Source organism: Dysgonomonas sp. PF1-14 (assembly GCF_029892965.1).
GTDB lineage: Bacteria > Bacteroidota > Bacteroidia > Bacteroidales > Dysgonomonadaceae > Dysgonomonas.
In genome coordinates this window covers 42404-60237 of the sequence record NZ_JARXWN010000015.1, presented here as the reverse complement: position 1 = coordinate 60237, position 17834 = coordinate 42404, and the positions used below count along the sequence as shown (strand labels likewise).

The 17834-nt window shown below is 42.5% G+C and carries 14 protein-coding genes; 2 read left to right on the top strand and 12 right to left on the bottom strand.

Annotated features, from left to right (window positions below):
- Positions 1 to 288 precede the first annotated feature (288 nt).
- From M2448_RS16090 to M2448_RS16050, 9 genes are all read right to left on the bottom strand, one after another.
- Entirely contained in the window at positions 289 to 1926 is a 1638-nt protein-coding gene (locus M2448_RS16090) for a tetratricopeptide repeat protein (RefSeq protein WP_280647237.1), read from the bottom strand.
- A gap of 301 nt (positions 1927 to 2227) precedes the next feature.
- A complete protein-coding gene (locus M2448_RS16085; RefSeq protein ID WP_280647238.1) occupies positions 2228 to 3469 on the bottom strand; it encodes a glycosyltransferase N-terminal domain-containing protein in 1242 nt (413 codons plus the stop codon).
- Positions 3470 to 3471: 2 nt separating this feature from the next.
- Positions 3472 to 4989: a glutamate--tRNA ligase gene (gene gltX / locus M2448_RS16080; protein WP_280647239.1), complete on the bottom strand. Its 1518-nt coding sequence runs from the start codon at positions 4987 to 4989 to the stop codon at positions 3472 to 3474.
- Positions 4990 to 5223: 234 nt separating this feature from the next.
- Complete coding sequence (locus M2448_RS16075; protein ID WP_280647240.1) at positions 5224 to 5445, bottom strand: DUF2795 domain-containing protein; 222 nt, start codon at positions 5443 to 5445, stop codon at positions 5224 to 5226.
- Between the two features lie 66 nt (positions 5446 to 5511).
- Positions 5512 to 6072, bottom strand: coding sequence for a cob(I)yrinic acid a,c-diamide adenosyltransferase (locus M2448_RS16070; protein ID WP_280647241.1), 561 nt, complete (start codon positions 6070 to 6072; stop codon positions 5512 to 5514).
- 13 nt (positions 6073 to 6085) lie between these two features.
- The gene (locus tag M2448_RS16065) at positions 6086 to 6769 is read right to left on the bottom strand and encodes a class I SAM-dependent methyltransferase (RefSeq protein WP_280647242.1); all 684 of its coding nucleotides are present in this window, start codon (positions 6767 to 6769) and stop codon (positions 6086 to 6088) included.
- A gap of 1 nt (position 6770) precedes the next feature.
- On the bottom strand, positions 6771 to 7481 hold the full coding sequence (locus M2448_RS16060) for a porin family protein (protein WP_280647243.1): 711 nt from the start codon (positions 7479 to 7481) through the stop codon (positions 6771 to 6773).
- Positions 7482 to 9242 (bottom strand): LysM peptidoglycan-binding domain-containing protein, encoded by a 1761-nt coding sequence (locus tag M2448_RS16055; protein ID WP_280647244.1) that lies wholly within the window; start codon positions 9240 to 9242, stop codon positions 7482 to 7484.
- A gap of 83 nt (positions 9243 to 9325) precedes the next feature.
- Complete coding sequence (locus M2448_RS16050; protein WP_280647245.1) at positions 9326 to 10057, bottom strand: lysophospholipid acyltransferase family protein; 732 nt, start codon at positions 10055 to 10057, stop codon at positions 9326 to 9328.
- 563 nt (positions 10058 to 10620) lie between these two features.
- Between M2448_RS16050 and M2448_RS16045 the strand changes: the two genes are divergently transcribed.
- Complete coding sequence (locus M2448_RS16045) at positions 10621 to 10806, top strand: hypothetical protein (RefSeq protein ID WP_280647246.1); 186 nt, start codon at positions 10621 to 10623, stop codon at positions 10804 to 10806.
- A 386-nt stretch (positions 10807 to 11192) separates the two neighbouring features.
- Positions 11193 to 13211, top strand: coding sequence for an excinuclease ABC subunit UvrB (gene uvrB, locus M2448_RS16040; protein ID WP_280647247.1), 2019 nt, complete (start codon positions 11193 to 11195; stop codon positions 13209 to 13211).
- Between the two features lie 17 nt (positions 13212 to 13228).
- Here uvrB and M2448_RS16035 read toward each other — a convergent pair whose 3' ends face one another.
- The 3 genes from M2448_RS16035 to M2448_RS16025 all read right to left on the bottom strand — a co-directional run bounded on the left by M2448_RS16035 (position 13229) and on the right by M2448_RS16025 (position 17643).
- A complete protein-coding gene (locus M2448_RS16035) occupies positions 13229 to 14032 on the bottom strand; it encodes a DUF4249 domain-containing protein (RefSeq protein ID WP_280647248.1) in 804 nt (267 codons plus the stop codon).
- 21 nt (positions 14033 to 14053) lie between these two features.
- Positions 14054 to 16402 carry a TonB-dependent receptor gene (locus M2448_RS16030; RefSeq protein WP_280647249.1) on the bottom strand — a complete coding sequence of 783 codons (2349 nt, stop codon included), beginning with the start codon at positions 16400 to 16402 and terminating at the stop codon, positions 14054 to 14056.
- A 668-nt stretch (positions 16403 to 17070) separates the two neighbouring features.
- Entirely contained in the window at positions 17071 to 17643 is a 573-nt protein-coding gene (locus tag M2448_RS16025) for a phBC6A51 family helix-turn-helix protein (protein ID WP_280647250.1), read from the bottom strand.
- Positions 17644 to 17834: the final 191 nt, after the last annotated feature.

Sequence of the window (17834 nt, the reverse complement as noted above, 5' to 3'; positions counted from 1 at the left end):
AGCATAGTTTTGTGTATCCGGTATCCGCCGGTGCTTGTATTAAAGTAGAAAGTGTATTATTTATATTTATGGGAACTATCACAGTTTTTTAGCAGGGGCAAAGTTATTCTATTGAGGCAGGAGAGACAAATTTCAGGTGTCTTTAGATTAAGACACTACCCGATTGCAAGGCGCTTATTTTTAGTGTATTTTGTGAGATATAAGATGGAAATATTGAGACATGCCGAAAAATCCCTCTTATTGGGGCTCGGGGAGTAATATGTTGTTCGGATAAACGAAGGGTAATTTTTAGCCCAGCACTTTTTCGCGGAGCATCTGTTCTAGATCTTTCGCGTTAGTGAATCCTAATTTTTTACACAGGCGTTGCTTAAATTTGTACTGGCTGCTCTGCTTATAATCCATGATAAGAGAAATATCTGTAGTAGACAGTTGCAACATAAACAGGCAGCACCACATGATCTCCTTGTCGGTGATATCGGGATAATTCTCTTTCAGCTTCTTAGGCAGGTCGTTCAGCAGGCGGCTAGCCTTTTCGGTGAATGCCTTTTCATCATTTATGTGGAGTACATTGTCGTAAACGTCCTTTTCTAGCTGCATACGTTGTTCGAATGTAGCATTTTTGCGCATCTCAGCATATTTAGTGCGGGTACGCTCCAATTCATCGGCAAATTCGAGCAATAGTAACTCCTGTTTTTGTTCCAGTTGTTCGTGCTTTTGTTCCAGTAGTACATTCTGTTTATCCAGTTCACTTTTGTAAGTGTCGGCTTTTATTTGTTTCTTTCTGTTACCCCTGTACATCCAAAGAAGGATAAGAGTGCTCGCCAGTATCAGCCCGATAATGCCGCCAATAAAATATATCTGCTGCTGCTTTATCTTGGATGCTTCGGCTTCTGACCGGTATATTTTGTCAAAGAGTTTTATACTTGGTTGTTTTTCTATCTTCCTTATCGAATCCATACAGGCCTGTTGTTTGGCCATATATACGGATAGGTTCTCCTTATCGTTTTTTACTATCGCAATTTTGGAGAGTGCCTGATAACATTCTTCTTCTATGTAAATATTGATCGGGTGTGACAAGGCTTTTTCTATATATACTTTTGCCGAGTCATACGACCCGATGGATGTGTACACATTGCCTATATTATACAATCTGAGCGACAGGTTGGTCGACAGATATGGATATTCCAGACTTTGGTGCAGATAATACAATGCCGAGTCGGGTTCTTGCATGTAAATATACGAATTTCCGATATTACTCAGCAGATCTCCCTGTGTAATAGGTGCTGGGTTACTATTCAGTGCCTTCCGGGCAGCGAGTATAGCATCTTCGAAGTGTTCCATTGCCTGATATACCCATCCTTCTGCCACATATATTTTGGTAATATTCTCTGTATTTCCGCTTTTTTCGTAATACTGCTTAGCTTGTTTATAATACTCGATAGCTTGTTCCAGTTCGCCCTGATAGCCCGATATTAGTCCCAGATTGAAATAAACCGAACCAAACATATTGATGTCCTTGTCGGGGTCAATATATTTCAGGGTTTCCAGTAGTTCCTGTATTGCTTCGGGATATTTTCGCTTGGTAGTGTACATACGTGCTTTGTACAAGTAACTGTTAGCGAGAGATTTTTTATCGTTGTTTTTTTTGTAGTAGTTGATCGAATGATCTATCTTTTCCACAGGCATTGCATCTATCCCTAAGGCGTATTTCACCTGAAAGAGCAACAAACCATATGCAGCCTTTTGCTTATCCGTCATCTCGGGATAGTGAGGTTCCAGATTTTGAAGCAGGTGCAATACCGAGTCGGGATTCTCTTTTACTAAATTACGGCTCTCTGCCAGCTTGTCGTCAATCTTTGGCACAGGTTGACAGGCAAACAGCAGGGGTACTAAAAGAAATGTTATAACCCGCAGGAAAGATTTCATGAAATTTGTTTGAGTGTCAAAAATACAATTTTTGACACAATAGTACAATAGGATTACACATGATTTAAGATTTTATGAATCTTTTTCGACGAATTGAGAACGAATAGCTTTACTTCAATTGATTCTATAATCTACTCCTGTCATTATTGTGGACGGTATCCTTACCCTTGTTTGCGCAGCAAGAAGAAAGATCGTATTTTGAGAAAGCACGAACAATATGTTTGCGTCAGCGAGATTAGATTCGTAAAAAGATAGGTCAAAGCGATGGGATATGACTTTTTACGAGGGGGAAAGGGGAAATTTAAAGCTCCAAAACAGCCATTACCCGATCTACTACCCCACTGTTTGCCCTGACATAATCTCCTGCATGTTTTCCGGCAGCGATGCGTGTATTGTCATATTGCAGGAACTCGTCCATCAGGCCTCTGAAAGACTGGTAGTCGGATACGGAATAGCCACCACCCTGTTCGAAAAGTTGCTGAGCTTCGCGGAATTTTTTAAAGTTAGGCCCGAATACGACAGGAATATCATATACGGCAGCTTCGAGTACATTGTGTATGCCCACACCAAATCCGCCGCCAATATAGGCTATCTGTCCGTACTTGTAGATGGAAGATAGCAACCCGATGCAATCGATGATAAGGCAGTCATAATCTGCCATCATTTCGGGTATAGCCTGCGAGTAACGTATATAAGGGCGTTGAAGATTACTTTCTATGTATTTAAGATGTGCTTCGCCTATCTCGTGTGGTGCTATTATCAGTTTCAGATCGGTAGTAATATTGAAATACGGGATAATAACGTCTTCATCCTTAGGCCATGAACTTCCGGCTATAAATATCTTTTCGCCTTCGGCTTCTGCTTTCTTTACCAGCGATTCTACTATAGGTAATTGCTTAGCCTGCTTCTGTATGTCCAGTACCCTGTCGAAGCGGGTATCGCCACAGACTTTGACATTTGTTATGTTTATTGCTTTTAGCAGTGACTCCGAGTTTTCATCCTGTACACAGATACACTTATAGTATTTCAACAGGTTGCGCATAACTCCGCCATACCATTTGAAAAAGACCTGTGACGGACGGAATATAGCCGATACCATATAGATAGGAATATCCCGCTTGTGAAGCTGATTTACAAAGTTGTACCAGAATTCGTATTTGATGAAGATTGCCATCTGTGGCTGTACCAATTTGAGGAACTTCTTTACATTGCGTTTCTTATCGAATGGCAGGTAACATACAATATCCGCTTCAGCATAGTCTTTACGCACCTCGTATCCCGACGGGGAAAAGAATGTAAGCAATATTTTGTATTCGGGATGTTTCTTCTTTATTTCTTCTATTATAGGACGCCCTTGTTCGAATTCACCGAGAGAAGCGGCATGGAACCAGATATATCTGGCGTGCGGGTCAACCTTCTCTCTGAGTATCTTATAGGTTTGCTTATGCCCGACAATCATCTTTCTGGCTTTCTTGTGGAAAGGAGAAATTATGCGTACGATAAAGCCGTACAAGAATATAGCCAGATTATAGAAAAATATCATTACTATAGTTTAATCTCTTTTATTGCTCTTTCGAGACGTGCGATGGTTTCATCTTTACCTATTGCAGCAGTAATATCGAACATATGCGGCCCTTTGGACTCTCCTACTATGGCCAGACGAAAAGCATTCATAATGTTTCCGAGATGATAGCCTTTATTCTCTATCCATCCTTTTACTACTTCTTCCTGATTGTGAGAGGAGAAATCGCCAATACCTTTGATTACATCTATCAACTCGGCTATTTGTGCAGGCGACTCTTCTTTCCAGCGTTTTTTCACCACTTTTTCGTCATAAGAAACAGGAGCGATGAAAAAGAATGAAGACTGATCCCAAAGCTCTTTTACAAAGCTTACACGCTCTTTTACCAATCCTACAACAGTCTCTACATAGCTGAGAGGCATATCGACACCCTTTTCTTCAAGTATAGGATAGAAGATGTTAGCGATCTCGGCATTTGGTCGTAGTTGAATATATTGGTGGTTGAACCACTTTCCTTTTTCGTAGTCGAATTTAGCACCGCTCTTGCTGCATTTCTCCAATGAAAACAGTTCGATAAGTTCGTCCATCGACATTATTTCCTGATCGTTGCCCGGATTCCAGCCTAACAGAGCAAGGAAGTTAATGACAGCTTCGGGCAGATAACCACTTTCGCGATAGCCGGAAGAAATGTCTCCTGTAATAGGGTCTTTCCATTCCAATGGGAAAACAGGAAATCCGAGACGGTCTCCGTCACGCTTGCTTAGTTTACCATTTCCTTCTGGTTTTAGCAGTAGCGGAAGGTGTGCAAATTGCGGCATAGTATCTTCCCATCCGAATGCTCGGTAAAGTAATACATGCAAAGGCGCTGATGGCAGCCATTCTTCGCCACGTATAACATGGGTGATCTCCATCAGGTGATCGTCCACAATGTTGGCAAGGTGGTATGTAGGAAGGCTGTCTACCGATTTGTACAGGACTTTATCGTCGAGTACGGAAGAGTTGTATTTTACTTCGCCACGAATAATATCGTTTACTATAACTTCCTTATCGGCATCTATCTTGAAACGGACAACATACTGCTGTCCTGCGTCTATCAACGAGGTTACTTCTTCGCTGCTCAGCGTAAGTGAATTGCGCATACTGTCGCGGGTAGAAGCATCATACTGAAAGTTGGATACGGCGGCGCGTTTGGCTTCGAGTTCCTGAGGGGTATCGAATGCTATGTATGCCTTTCCGGCATCGAGCAGCTGATCTACATATTTTTTGTATATCTCTTTACGATCCGACTGGCGATAGGGCCCGTAGCTGCCTCCTACATGCGTGCCCTCATCGAACTGAAGTCCGAGCCATGTAAGCGCTTCTATTATGTATTCTTCTGCTCCTGGCACGAAGCGTTGCGAATCGGTATCTTCGATACGAAGGATGAAGTCTCCTTTATGTTTTCTGGCAAACAGATAGTTGTACAATGCTGTACGCACACCTCCTATATGTAATGGCCCTGTGGGACTGGGTGCAAAACGCACCCTTACTTTTCGTGACATAGTTTTCTAACGAATTAAGAGAAACTGCAAAAGTATATAAAATATCGGAAGAAGGAAAGCCATGTAAATATTATTCGGGGTTAAGGTCTGAATTTTAGAGGCTGTTGTATCTTTATCTATATTCAGTTGACAGAAAAAGTAGTCTTTGAATAGACAAAAAAGACCGGAACAACTTTCCATTGTCCCGATCTTTCTAGATATTTTCTGATTGTTAGCCTTTACAACAATTGAGTGTCAATACTCGTCTTCGTTAAAGAAGAAGTCCTCTTTACTCGGATAATCGGGCCATATATCTTCGATGGTATCAAAGATTTCCTCTTCATCCTCTATCTCCTGTAAATTCTCGATTACTTCTAAAGGAGCTCCCGAACGTTGAGCATAGTCTATTAACTCTTCCTTTGTTGCAGGCCATGGTGCATCTTCTAATTTCGATGCAAGTTCTAAAGTCCAATACATAGTATATAAGTTTAATTTATTTGCTTAAGTCTGGTTATATTTTCCGCAAAAATATAACATTATTTCTTATATCAAAGTCTGATTCCAAAATATTTCTTTCCCGTTCTTATTACTCTCTTTCCTAGCCAGTAAGAAAAAGTAGTCTGAGAGCCGATTTACGAACGTTAGCACATGATCGTCGACAGGAAATTCTTCCTTCACCCTGTATATGCAACGCTCAGCTCTGCGGCAAACCGTACGGCAGAGATGTGCCCTTGATGCCGATTCACTTCCTCCGGGCAGTACAAATTGGCGCAAAGGAGGTAGTTCACTATCCATCTTGTCCATTTCATTTTCAAGTAATGCTATATCCTTATCGGTAATAATGCTGGCGGCTTTGGGAGGGATGGCCTCTGTTTCGGTAGCCAGATAGGAGCCGACGGTAAATAGCTTATGCTGAATGTAAGACAAAGTTTCCAGATCGTGTTCATCACTGACCTGTTCTTTCAAAAAGCCGACAAAAGAATTCAGCTCGTCTGTCGTACCATATGCTTCCAGCCTTACGTGAGCTTTGGCTACACGGGTACCACCTACCAACGAAGTAGTTCCTTTATCGCCCGTCTTTGTATATATCAAACTTTTCTTCATTCATTTATACTTTTTAGAAACTGATCTTGTAACTCCACCTATACAACTTAGTATCAAAAAATAAGACACCTATATTGAACAGGTCGAGAGCTGCTGTGCGCCCCTCTATATCCATGATACTTCTCCATAACGCTTGATGGCGTTTATTTGTTCTTATACCCTTCACTATTATGAAGGTTTTCTCATAAGACAAGTTTAAGAGGTATTGGTTTAAATCGACATGAGAAAAATTATAATTATTCATGTCGATAAATATGCAATCCTGCTTCTGTTCCGGTACAGGCAGGTCTTTCCCGGTATGAAGGTTTATGTCTCTGTCCCACCGCTTGTACAATTCTTGAGCTTTCGTATATTTAGAACTGTTCGTTTCTACAGATATACAACTTATGTTGGCCGATGATGCTGTCAGACAAAGCGTATTGACACCGTACCCTGAACCTATTTCGAGTATATTCTTTGCACCGAAATAGTTTACCATCCTGAATAGAAAACGATTGATTTTGTTGAGTCTATAATGCCTGTGTGTACCTTCCAGTGCAAACTTTATATCTTCGTAGGCATGATAGGGCGTCTTCTCTTCTATTACCTTCGTTACCAGATTGTAGACAAAGGGAGAATGGATACCATGTCCTCTGTGATAGCGTACTTTGTATAAAAATTTAAGTCCTGTGCGCGAAAGTTTATATATGCGTGGCATATCAGAATAGCTTAACGTAGTATGTCAATTTTGCAGAAATAACCCTGTTTGCCGAGCGTGAAAAATAGTCGGCCTTACCGTTTCTATATATATCACCCAATCCGAAGGTATAGCGCCCCTCGAGCATAAAACTGCCTATACCCGTTCTGAACTCAAGCCCCATACCGGCCATCAGTCCGTAATCTATCTTTCGTTCTGCCATGCGGTAATACTGATCGGTAACAAGCCTTGCAGGTAAATCGCCACTGGAAAGTCTATCAAGTAATTCCTGGCTCATTTCTTCGCTGTCGCTCAACAGGAAGCCGATTTTGGGTCCCAGATTGAAAACGAAGCGGACTTTTCGTCCGAAATAAATGTGTGTAAGTACCGGTAATTCCAGATAATTCAACTTATGCTTATGCGTAAAACCTGCATATTCAGGGTTGTCTTTCACCCTGAAATCCTGCTCCCATCCTTGCTGACTATAGTTGAGCTCAACTATCAGCCCGAGATTTTTTTCTGAAAGGTATCTGAGTGCAAGTCCTCCGAAAAACTGCTGCGTGGATTTCGTCCGCAGCCTTTCGGGCGATTTGGACACTTCAAAATCGACAGACGAAAATGTAGGACCGAATCCTACTCCTACATTCCATTCGGACTTGAACTTATTATCCTGACCGCTTACAACAAGTGTAAAAAGGATAGAGACCAGAAGCAGAATACTTTTCTTTGCCATTTACTTTGTAATATCAGTTTTTTCGATGCTCGAATTTGTTTTATAATTAACGAAGTAGACTCCTTTATTCACAAAGCCCCCGCCATCATTGATCCGCTGGAAATGAACAGCAGACTGAAGTGTAGCAGATTTTACTTCTGAAATATTATTTTCGATACGGCTACCATATTTATTCATCTCTGTAAGGAAGAAAATTCCTGCATCATAACCCAGATAGCCAAATTTCGGGTACGAATTTATCAGATCTTTATTATACCATTTCTTATACTCTTGCTGAAAATGCTGGACACCCCATTGCTTGTCGTTGAGAAAGAAAATGCTATATATAGAGGCATCATACTTATGCAATTCTGCTGCGCGTTGTGTATATGTCTGCCACTCGGGATAACCGAACAGCGTAACCGATTCGGGAGACAGGGAGCCTATACTTGCCAACACTTTCCGTAGAGTGACGTCGGACGATGAAGTAGGGACAAGTACATTCTTTTTTGAGGCATCCGACTCTTTCTTGATATCGGCGGGCAAATTACTCGAACCCGATATATTCTTAAACTGAACACCCGATTTTGTCAATACCTTTTTCAGTTCACTAACAAAGTCCGACTTATCATTATCAGATCCACTTTCCGACACAAAAATGATATTATATCCATTATACTTTTTCCTGAAAGCATCAGCTATTTCGTAGTACAGCTCGGAATGTGACATTGTCATCTGGAATAAAGTAGGTGTATTCTCTATCTCTTTGGTCGACCCGAAAGGAATGGCATAACGAATCCCTGTTTTTTTAGAAAACTTTGCCAACATATCTATCTGCTGTTTTGATACACCTCCTATAATCAGGTTCATATTATTCATTTCATTCGTACCCAACAGGCTTTCGAGTCTCTTCGTATTCTTCTCTTCACCTGTGTCGAAAGTATATATCTCTGCATTCAGTCCTTTGCCTTTCAGTTCCCTTACTGCAATAAGGAAGCCTTCGTAGTATTCTGCCAGTTTTTCTTTCTGTACACTTCCTTTATCGTCGGTAAAAGGAAACAATATACCTACACGCACGATGTCTTCTGCCGGAGTAAACGATGTCTCGGTTATTCGCACAGGCTCTTGTCTGTTTATTACGCGAACCACCTCATCCTGCTTCGATGGTATCGTTATCGACATCCCTTCTTTCAGTCCACCCCCTCTCAGTGACGGATTTGCACTTAACAAGGCTTCTACCGATGTATCGTTGGCTTTGCCTATGCTATATAGAGTTTCACCTTTCTGAACACGATGTTCTTTTCGGGCAACAGATTGCGTATTTGTACTACTTGCCTGACCATCGAAACGGGGTATCATTATAGTCTTACCTATGCTGAAAGAAGATTCGTCAAGTCCGGGATTCGATCTTTTAAGATCGTCAACCGAAATATGGTACATCCGGGCTACGGAGAACATTGTTTCTTTTGCTTCTATTTGGTGATTGCTGTATCCTGTGGCAACCCTTACTTTTAGTATCTGTAGCTTGTCCCCAGTTCTTATTCCGTTCTCTGCTTTCGGGTTCAGCCTGTATATTTCCGAAACGGTTGTATTATAAGCAGCAGCAATAGAATATACTGTTTCACCTTTTGCCACTGTATGTGTGATTATGCCATCATTTATAGATTCAATCACAGCAGCTTCGGACATATCTTTCATTTCGCTACCCCACACAGCCTGTGACCCGCAAGTAAAGCCTGCGGCGAAAAGAAATGAGAGGAATAATATATTTCTAAACTTCATATGTAAATTGATTGATGTTAAGTAAAGCCACAAAAGTACAAAAAATTGGTATTGTATCTTGCTATGAATTATTTTATTAGTCATTATTTGTATTTATCCCACAAACCGGAATAGACAGTCTCCCTGCAATCGTTTATAAATTCCGGCATATTCTCGTCTGTTACCTCTGCTGTCGAAACCGGCTCATGTACAATCAACTCGAGTGTACACGGATTGATCAGATAGGTCTTCATCTTCATCAGATCGTAAGGGCCGTTCACCGTTACTGGAACAACCGGCAAATTCATTTCTTTAGCTATAATGAAAGCTCCGCGCTTAAACCGTCCCATTTTCCCTGTCTTCGTTCGCGCTCCTTCAGGAAAGATTACCATAGATGCCCCTTCACCCAGTTGTGCCTCAGCTTTTGCAATTGTATCTTTCATCGACTTCAGGTTCGACTGGTCTACAAACACATGGCCGGCAATCTCAGAAGCCTTCCCTACGAAAGGGATTTTACGTAACTCCTGCTTTTGCACCCATTTGATATTCTGATTCAGATACCCGTAAATAAGAAATATATCGTACGCACTCTGGTGATTAGGTACAAATACATAGGACTTGTCAGGATCCAAATTTGCATGACGAACTACCTTTATACGGCAAAGTGCCAGACGACATGCAAGCTTACCCCAGAGACGGGGAGGATAATATCCCCAGAAATTACGATTACCTATCAGGCAGCCTATCATCACAGTGACTGCGGTAATAATAGTCGCCAGAACAAAAATCGGAGCGAAGATAAATAGCTGATATAAAAAGAGAACGACTTTCTTCATAATCATGATATTCGGTTCGATATGCAAAAATACATTTTTTAATTGGAAATCATTTTTCGCAGGTTGGTTAATCAAGATAAACACATGATAATAATATTTCATTTTAACTAAAATCTGACAGAGCTCATAAGTTTACTAGTTTTTTTAGTTTACTAGCTTGCTAGTTTAAATTTGGCTCCGCCGATTACTTTGCAATTCTTTTTTCTAGTAAACTAGAACTCTATAATCTAGTACACTACTTTTTAACTAAAACCTGACAAAGGTGACAGAAATTCCAATCTTTAAACTCTTAAACTTTAAATATACGAATCAGTAGTTGAGATTATATGTTCAATTTCTTTCTGCGCGCAATCACAGATTACTTGCATTCCTTTTGCCCAAAGCCGCAAAAGGAATCAAAAAGTCTTTAGCGCCCCGCTTCATAGAACGACCCGTTAGAGGGCTTAAAGGCTAAACAAAAAAACTCGCTCATGGTTTTTACATAATACGAACCAGCAGCTAAGCTCAAACACGTTTTTGTTTTACGCCTTTCTCACCCTACGGGTACCCCGTCCATAAAGCTAATGGCGCGTGCTGACGCTCGATTGAGTGACGATTATTCTGCCTTGTCGGCGCGTGCGACTCTGTGCATTAGCTCCGCAAGCGGGCACCTGTCCGGTGCAGGCGGCGTGGAAGGTGATGGGGCGATAGCCCGTTCGTCCCTTTCAGCCGCCAAACCGTTGACAGGTCGCAGAGGAGCGAAGCACTAGACTTTTGTTTACTTTTGGGCGATGCAAAAGTAAAAACAAGCACAGGAGTGCGCGTTAGTCATAAGCTAAATCTATTAACTCCAGACTAAGATTGAGGTTATACAAATTGAAGGTTTATTTGATATAACATCAAATACTGATCCGCATTAAATATATAATTTTTCAAAGAACACTTGTATTGTTAACTGCTATATAGATAAACTTATTCATTTCTCATACATTTACACTATCTGTTAATAGTCATATAATTGGAAAAAAAGTGCGTAAATCTTATTATCTTTGACTTTTCATAAAGTATGTGACATACATTTTGAACATCCGATATTAACCCATTGTTATATAATACCTTGCATTTATATAAATCAAATAACGCGTGAACTTTATTAATGGAATTTAAACTTACCTCCAACTATAAACCTACCGGGGACCAACCCACAGCTATCGCAGCATTATCTGAAGGAGTATTAGAACACATCCCTTCTCAAACCTTGCTGGGAGTTACAGGCTCGGGGAAAACCTTTACGGTAGCCAATGTAATACAAAATGTGAACAAGCCCACGCTGGTACTGAGCCATAACAAGACTCTGGCAGCACAGCTATACAGCGAGTTCAAGACCTTCTTCCCCGAAAATGCGGTGGAATACTTTGTCTCGTATTATGACTACTATCAGCCTGAAGCTTATATACCCTCTACCAACACCTACATAGAGAAAGACCTCTCTATAAACGATGAAATAGAAAAGCTGCGTCTGGCAACCACTACATCCCTGCTTTCGGGAAGGCGCGACGTTATCGTTGTGTCCTCTGTTTCGTGCCTCTATGGTATGGGGAATCCCGAAGATTTCGAGAACTCTACCATAAGCCTGCATGTAGGGCAGAAGCTTGTACGCGATGTATTCTTGCGTGCACTGGTTAGCGCACTCTACTCCCGCAATGAAGTGGAGCCAAAAGCCGGAAACTTCAGGGTGAAGGGAGACACGGTAGATGTGTTCCTCGCATATGGTGATCCTATTGTACGCATTGTATTCTGGGGCGACGAAATAGAAAGTATCGAATGCCTCGATCCGCTGAGCGGAGTTAAGATAAGCCAATACAATGATTTCCGTATATATCCGGCAAACTTGTTCGTAACGACTAAAGACCGTATGGTAAGAGCTATTTCCGAGATAGAAATAGACTTGGGACGGCAGGTAGACTTCTTTCAGTCGATAGGAAAACCACTCGAAGCCAAACGGCTCTATGAACGTGTTACTTACGACTTGGAGATGATACGCGAAGTAGGTCACTGTTCGGGTATAGAGAACTATTCGCGCTATTTCGACAACCGCAGACCGGGTACACGCCCCTTCTGCCTGCTCGACTTCTTCCCAGACGACTTTCTGATGGTGATAGACGAAAGCCATGTCACCATACCACAGATACGGGCTATGTACGGAGGCGACCATTCCCGCAAGGAAAACCTTGTGGAATACGGGTTCCGCCTGCCTGCCGCACTCGACAACAGGCCTCTGAAATTCGAGGAGTTCGAATCCCTTGTTCCACAAACCATATATGTGAGCGCTACCCCTGCCGATTATGAACTGATGAAGTCGGAAGGCATTGTAGTGGAGCAGCTTATACGCCCGACAGGCCTACTTGATCCACCAATCGATGTGCGTCCGAGCCTGAACCAGATAGACGACCTGATGGAGGAGATACAGCTGCGGGTGGAAAAAAACGAACGTACCCTCGTTACCACGCTCACCAAACGTATGGCGGAAGAGCTGACCAGTTATCTGCTGAACAACAGTATAAAGTGCAGCTATATACACTCCGACGTGGATACGCTGGACAGGGTACAGATAATGGACGAACTGCGCTCCGGACAATTTGATGTACTGGTAGGTGTAAACCTGCTGCGTGAGGGACTAGACCTGCCCGAAGTGTCACTGGTAGCCATACTGGATGCCGACAAAGAAGGTTTCCTGCGCTCGCACCGGTCACTTACCCAGACTGTGGGAAGGGCTGCCCGTAACGTGAACGGAAAGGTGATCTTCTATGCCGACCGCATAACCGAAAGTATGCAAAAGACTATAGACGAGACTAACCGCCGCAGGGAAATACAGATGGCATACAACAAGGAGCATGGCATTATACCTCAACAGATAAAGAAAGCGCGAATGTCCGTCTTTAGTATGCGTAAAGAGGAACAACTGTCTGTAAAGACTTATCATCAGGAGCTTGCCGACATGGCTATTGCCTCAGAGGATAAGATAGAGTACATGACCAAAGACGAGCTGACCAAAGCTATCGCCAAAGCGAAGAAGCAAATGACCGCAGCGGCTAAGAAACTGGAGTTCTTGGAAGCCGCTCAGTTCCGCGATCAGATATTGAGGCTCGAAGAGGAGTTAAACTTAAAAAAATAAACCCCATTCTCAAGGACCTACCATTTAGCTATAATCTTCATCCGGTCAGATGTACAGGCACTAAAGTAGCCCAAAGCGCCACCCTTGATATTGGTAGTTGGGTTTGCCAGTGAATTTCCTATATCGCCCAGCGTCTTGAAGAACTCATAAGCCCCTTTATCAATACACTGGAACTCTACTTCAATCTCATCATCCGGGTATATAGGATCTACGTCTTCATCATTAGTGAATATAGGCAATATCTCGTGCATCGGGCTTCCGTCCATAAACTCAGCAGAGAAAGCCAGCTCATGCACATCGGGATGCTGCTTACCATTGATAAACACCATAGCCCTGTAGTATTCATTTGCCTTACCCACAGGATCGGTATAATGCACCATTGGCAGAGCATAGTCCATTACCAGTATCTTATACATTGTCAGTGAATCTATAGGCACAAACGGCGGCATAGCCGATGTAGATGTATATTCAGTACCATCGTAAGTGACAGACAGGTTATATGTACGTCCGGCAGCGCCTTTCAGCACATCGGCTACATACCACCCTGTGGCATCCTGCACAAGTGTTTCGGAGTTGCCTGCATCGTCCCATATTTTTACCACAGCGTCTTTCAGCGCAGGGTATCCGCTGTTGTCGCTGAAATCCTTTGTTTCACTGACTCTTACACGCGCCAGCGAGTCTAGTTTTACAATACCTTCTATCACTACTTTAGGTGGAACCGACCGAAGATCGACATCTATTTCTTTCTCGCATGAAGAAAACAGAAGCATTACCACAATTCCCGAAAATATCAGCTTGTATATATTGATTGACTTATTCATAACTATCTTTTGTTTAATATATTAGAATTTGAAATTCCACGAAACGGATGGAACGAATGTAAATAGAGAATACTGGTATGCAGTTGTCTTTTCAGGGTTCTTCGTATTGGTTCGGAACTCTATCATGTACGCATTTTCGCGTCCGTAAGCATTGTACAAGCCAAAAACCAGTTCGGACTGAAATTTCGCTGTCTTTTTCAGCTGGCAGGTAGCCCCCAGATCGAGACGATGGTATGCAGGCATTCTGTATCCGTTACGCTCGGCATAGTACATCACATCCTTTCCGTTTATCTGATATTTGCCACTCGGGTAAGTGATTGCATTCCCTGTATAATAAACCCATGCAGCAGAGAACGACCACTTCTGATTCAACTCGTACATGCCCACGATGGAGAAATCATGCCGCCTGTCCTGAAATGCATTGTACCATCTGCCTTCGTTAATGCCGTCTATCTTCTTTTCCGACTTTGCCAACGTATAGCCTATCCATCCGGTAAAGCGTCCGGTATTCTTTTTCAGGAAAAACTCGATACCATAAGCACGACCTTTACCATACAATAACTCGGACTCGACAACGTCATAACCCATGAAGTCGGCATTGTCCTTAAAGTCTATCTGGTTCTTCATATCCTTATAGTAAGCTTCGACACTGAATTCGAACATATTATCTGCAAAGTTACGGAAGTAACCAAGCGATACCTGATCGGCAATCTGCGGCTTCACATTGTTAGAACTCGATGTCCAGCGGTCGAAAGGAGTTCCCTGAGCCGAATAGGTAAGCAGGTGCATATTTTGCACAGTACGCGCATAGGCAGCTTTCAGCGAAGACACCTTGTTGAGCTTGTAAGCAGCAGATAGTCGCGGTTCCAGATTCCAGTAGGTCTTTACTATCTTACCCGCATTGTACCATGTGGAGTCGAGCACATTGTTATCGGCATCCAGTGTATAATATTCACCCTTCCCCAAAGCCATGAATGCTGACAAACGCAATCCGTATATAACTTCGAGTCTGTCGTTCAGTTTTATCTGGTTAGAGGCGTACAAGCCATTTTCGAGAGAATAGCGGTGATGCAGATTTACGGAGTTCTGTTGTTCCGAGTTCATTTCAAAGTCTCCCGGAGCCAGATCGTGATGGGTAGAGTGCAATCCGAAACGCCATTGGCTATTCTTGGTAGGCTGGAACAGAAATTCGTGCTTGAATCCGATATCGGTAATATCCGATCCTCCTTTCAGATCCATTCCCATTTCCATCTGAGCAAAATAATCGTACTGGTTATAGGATAGCGATGTACGCGATAGCCATTTATTGTTATATGTATGATTCCAGCCCAGCGTCAGGAATTTGTTTCCCCAATTCATTTCGGCGGCATCTTTCAGTACCATCTTATCCTTACCCAGATAACCCGACAACGTAAGCTGGTCTTTATCGGACAAGGCAAAGTTCAGTTTCATATTCAGGTCGTAAAAATACAGGTAGGCATTCTTTGCATCTTCGACTCCCGACAGGCGGGCAATAGCATCGGCATAGGTACGTCGCGCTCCTATCATGAAAGAAGACTTCCCTTTTTGTATAGGGCCTTCGGCACTTACATTAGACGAGATAAGCCCAATACCACCTTCTACATGATATTTCTGATTGTCGCCGTTTCGCTGTTGTACATCGAGAATAGAAGCCAGACGCTCTCCATACTGGGCTGGCATAGCGCCCTTGTAAAGGGTTACATCGCGCAGTACGGCAGAGTTAAACGTGGAAAAGAATCCCATAAGATGCGAGGCATTGTAAAGAGATACGTTATCGAGTAAAATAAGATTCTGATCGACACTACCTCCACGCACGAAGAAACCGGAACTCCCCTCTCCTGCCCCCTGTACACCGGGCATCAGCTGTATAGCCTTTATTATGTCGCGCTCTCCGAGCAGTACCGGCAGCTTGTTTATCTGCTGTATTTCCATTCGCTGTATTCCGGTTTGGGGAGCAGACACATTCGCATCGGGACGCTCTGCCGAAACAACGACTTCGCTCAGCCCGATAGTGGTCTGTGTCAGCTCTATATCCTGTACCATATCTTTAGTCAGCGATATTTTCACCTGTTTCTTTTCAAATCCCATATAGTCTACCGACAGGGTATATTCCCCTTTGGGCAGTGATATACTATACTTTCCGGTTTCGTCTGACGATACTCCGTTAGCTGAACGCTCTTTTATCTGAATTGGAACGCCTACCAGCGTCTCCTTCGTTTTGGCTTCAGTTACTACTCCACTCACTTTGTACGTCTGGGCAAAGGACGAACCTGTGAGTAAAAAAAACCAGAAAAGCCATAGAGGCATCACCCAAGTTCTACTTAGTGAAGGTCTAAAATACAATTTCATTGATTTTGTCAGTTAAAATTTTATTAGTGCTCGTTTCAATTAAAGTATAGAATAACAGGACATGTTTATTCTAAGTTCTTCTGTATTCTCTCTAAATCGCTGTTGTGAAATTATTATTTATCATAGTCGACTGCAATGACAATCCGTTAAACTAACATTATTTTCCGACGAGTTCGCTACTACCGTCTTCCAATTAGTTGCCAAAAAGTATAAAAAGTCACAACAGTTTCTATCTTAACCACGAAAAAGTATTTTTAGTATATCATGATGACATTTATTTAACTAAAATCCGCCTTTTCAGTCAACAGTTAACAATTTGCAGTTTTCTAGTTACAAGTTCACTTCGCCCTGCGGGCAGTTACAAGTATTTTCTTTGCGTCTTTGCGTGATACTTATTTTAACTAAAACCTTACAAAACTCACTCTTTTACCATTTTTTACTCTCTTTTCAAGCCTCTTCAAAGAAGCAGGATTATTAAGTTCTATGAATTGCCACGCCTTTTAAGGCGTGGGTTGGAAGTAATACCTAAAACGACTTTAGTCAAATCTGTTTTGGCTAAAGCCATTTCGTAATGATCTACCTTATTCCTCCACTTAAAAGTGGAGGCAATTGATGAAAAAAAATTAGAACTTAACAAGCCTGCCCTTTGGGGAGGTCGGCAGGGGCTGTTATTCATCCTTCTTATACGCGGTCTCGTCAACCCTTTCTTTATCAGACCAAATGCCGCCGGGAGCATATTTCTCGTCTATCATCTTCTGACGCTTGTCCCAGTAGTCGGGTTCATCCATCGCACGCAACATATCGGCTGTGTGCTGGTCGGGTACATTGATGATCATCGGACGGCGTGAAGGGCTGTTGTCGGCTTCGCGGCGTTTGTCGTTGCGGTCGAGCACGTATTTGATGGCGCGCAGGTCGGGCGGACATTGTTTCTTACGGACGGTACGGGTTTTTAGTATTTGTACTTCCGAGTTGCTTCTGGCGGGTTCATACACGCAGCGCTCTTCGGTGAGTACGCAGCCTTCGAGTTTTTGTTTTAGCGATTTGCGGGCAATGACTACCAGTGCATCGTCGCGGCGGTCTATGGCTTCGTCTATCTTACGGCGAAAGTCGGGTTTGGTGTTTCGCCATTCATAATAAGTGTGTCGGCTGATCTTCAGGGCTTCACATATTTCGGTGATGGTGTAGGTATCTTCTTCTATCAGGCGGATCATCTTTTCAACTAAACGGTCTGAGTATTTCATAACTTTATCTTTTTTATTGGTTTATACTTTTGGGGTATAGATAAAGTTCCGGGAAAGTGATAAAAAGGAAAATAAAACCATAGAGTAGCACCGGGCGAATACAAGGATTGCAGAGGAAGAGAAAGATTTTATGACTGGCACTGTTTTGTCACGCTTCCCGAACAGGCCTGCTTCGCAGCATTTATATCAGG

Bases quoted from the DNA above. Each gene is read 5' to 3' on its own strand.
- M2448_RS16090 (WP_280647237.1), bottom strand. From the start codon at position 1,926: ATGAAATCTTTCCTGCGGGTTATAACATTTCTTTTAGTACCCCTGCTG.
- M2448_RS16085 (WP_280647238.1), bottom strand. From the start codon at position 3,469: ATGATATTTTTCTATAATCTGGCTATATTCTTGTACGGCTTTATCGTA.
- gltX (WP_280647239.1), bottom strand. From the start codon at position 4,989: ATGTCACGAAAAGTAAGGGTGCGTTTTGCACCCAGTCCCACAGGGCCA.
- M2448_RS16075 (WP_280647240.1), bottom strand. From the start codon at position 5,445: ATGTATTGGACTTTAGAACTTGCATCGAAATTAGAAGATGCACCATGG.
- M2448_RS16070 (WP_280647241.1), bottom strand. From the start codon at position 6,072: ATGAAGAAAAGTTTGATATATACAAAGACGGGCGATAAAGGAACTACT.
- M2448_RS16065 (WP_280647242.1), bottom strand. From the start codon at position 6,769: ATGCCACGCATATATAAACTTTCGCGCACAGGACTTAAATTTTTATAC.
- M2448_RS16060 (WP_280647243.1), bottom strand. From the start codon at position 7,481: ATGGCAAAGAAAAGTATTCTGCTTCTGGTCTCTATCCTTTTTACACTT.
- M2448_RS16055 (WP_280647244.1), bottom strand. From the start codon at position 9,242: ATGAAGTTTAGAAATATATTATTCCTCTCATTTCTTTTCGCCGCAGGC.
- M2448_RS16050 (WP_280647245.1), bottom strand. From the start codon at position 10,057: ATGAAGAAAGTCGTTCTCTTTTTATATCAGCTATTTATCTTCGCTCCG.
- M2448_RS16045 (WP_280647246.1), top strand. From the start codon at position 10,621: ATGGCGCGTGCTGACGCTCGATTGAGTGACGATTATTCTGCCTTGTCG.
- uvrB (WP_280647247.1), top strand. From the start codon at position 11,193: ATGGAATTTAAACTTACCTCCAACTATAAACCTACCGGGGACCAACCC.
- M2448_RS16035 (WP_280647248.1), bottom strand. From the start codon at position 14,032: ATGAATAAGTCAATCAATATATACAAGCTGATATTTTCGGGAATTGTG.
- M2448_RS16030 (WP_280647249.1), bottom strand. From the start codon at position 16,402: ATGAAATTGTATTTTAGACCTTCACTAAGTAGAACTTGGGTGATGCCT.
- M2448_RS16025 (WP_280647250.1), bottom strand. From the start codon at position 17,643: ATGAAATACTCAGACCGTTTAGTTGAAAAGATGATCCGCCTGATAGAA.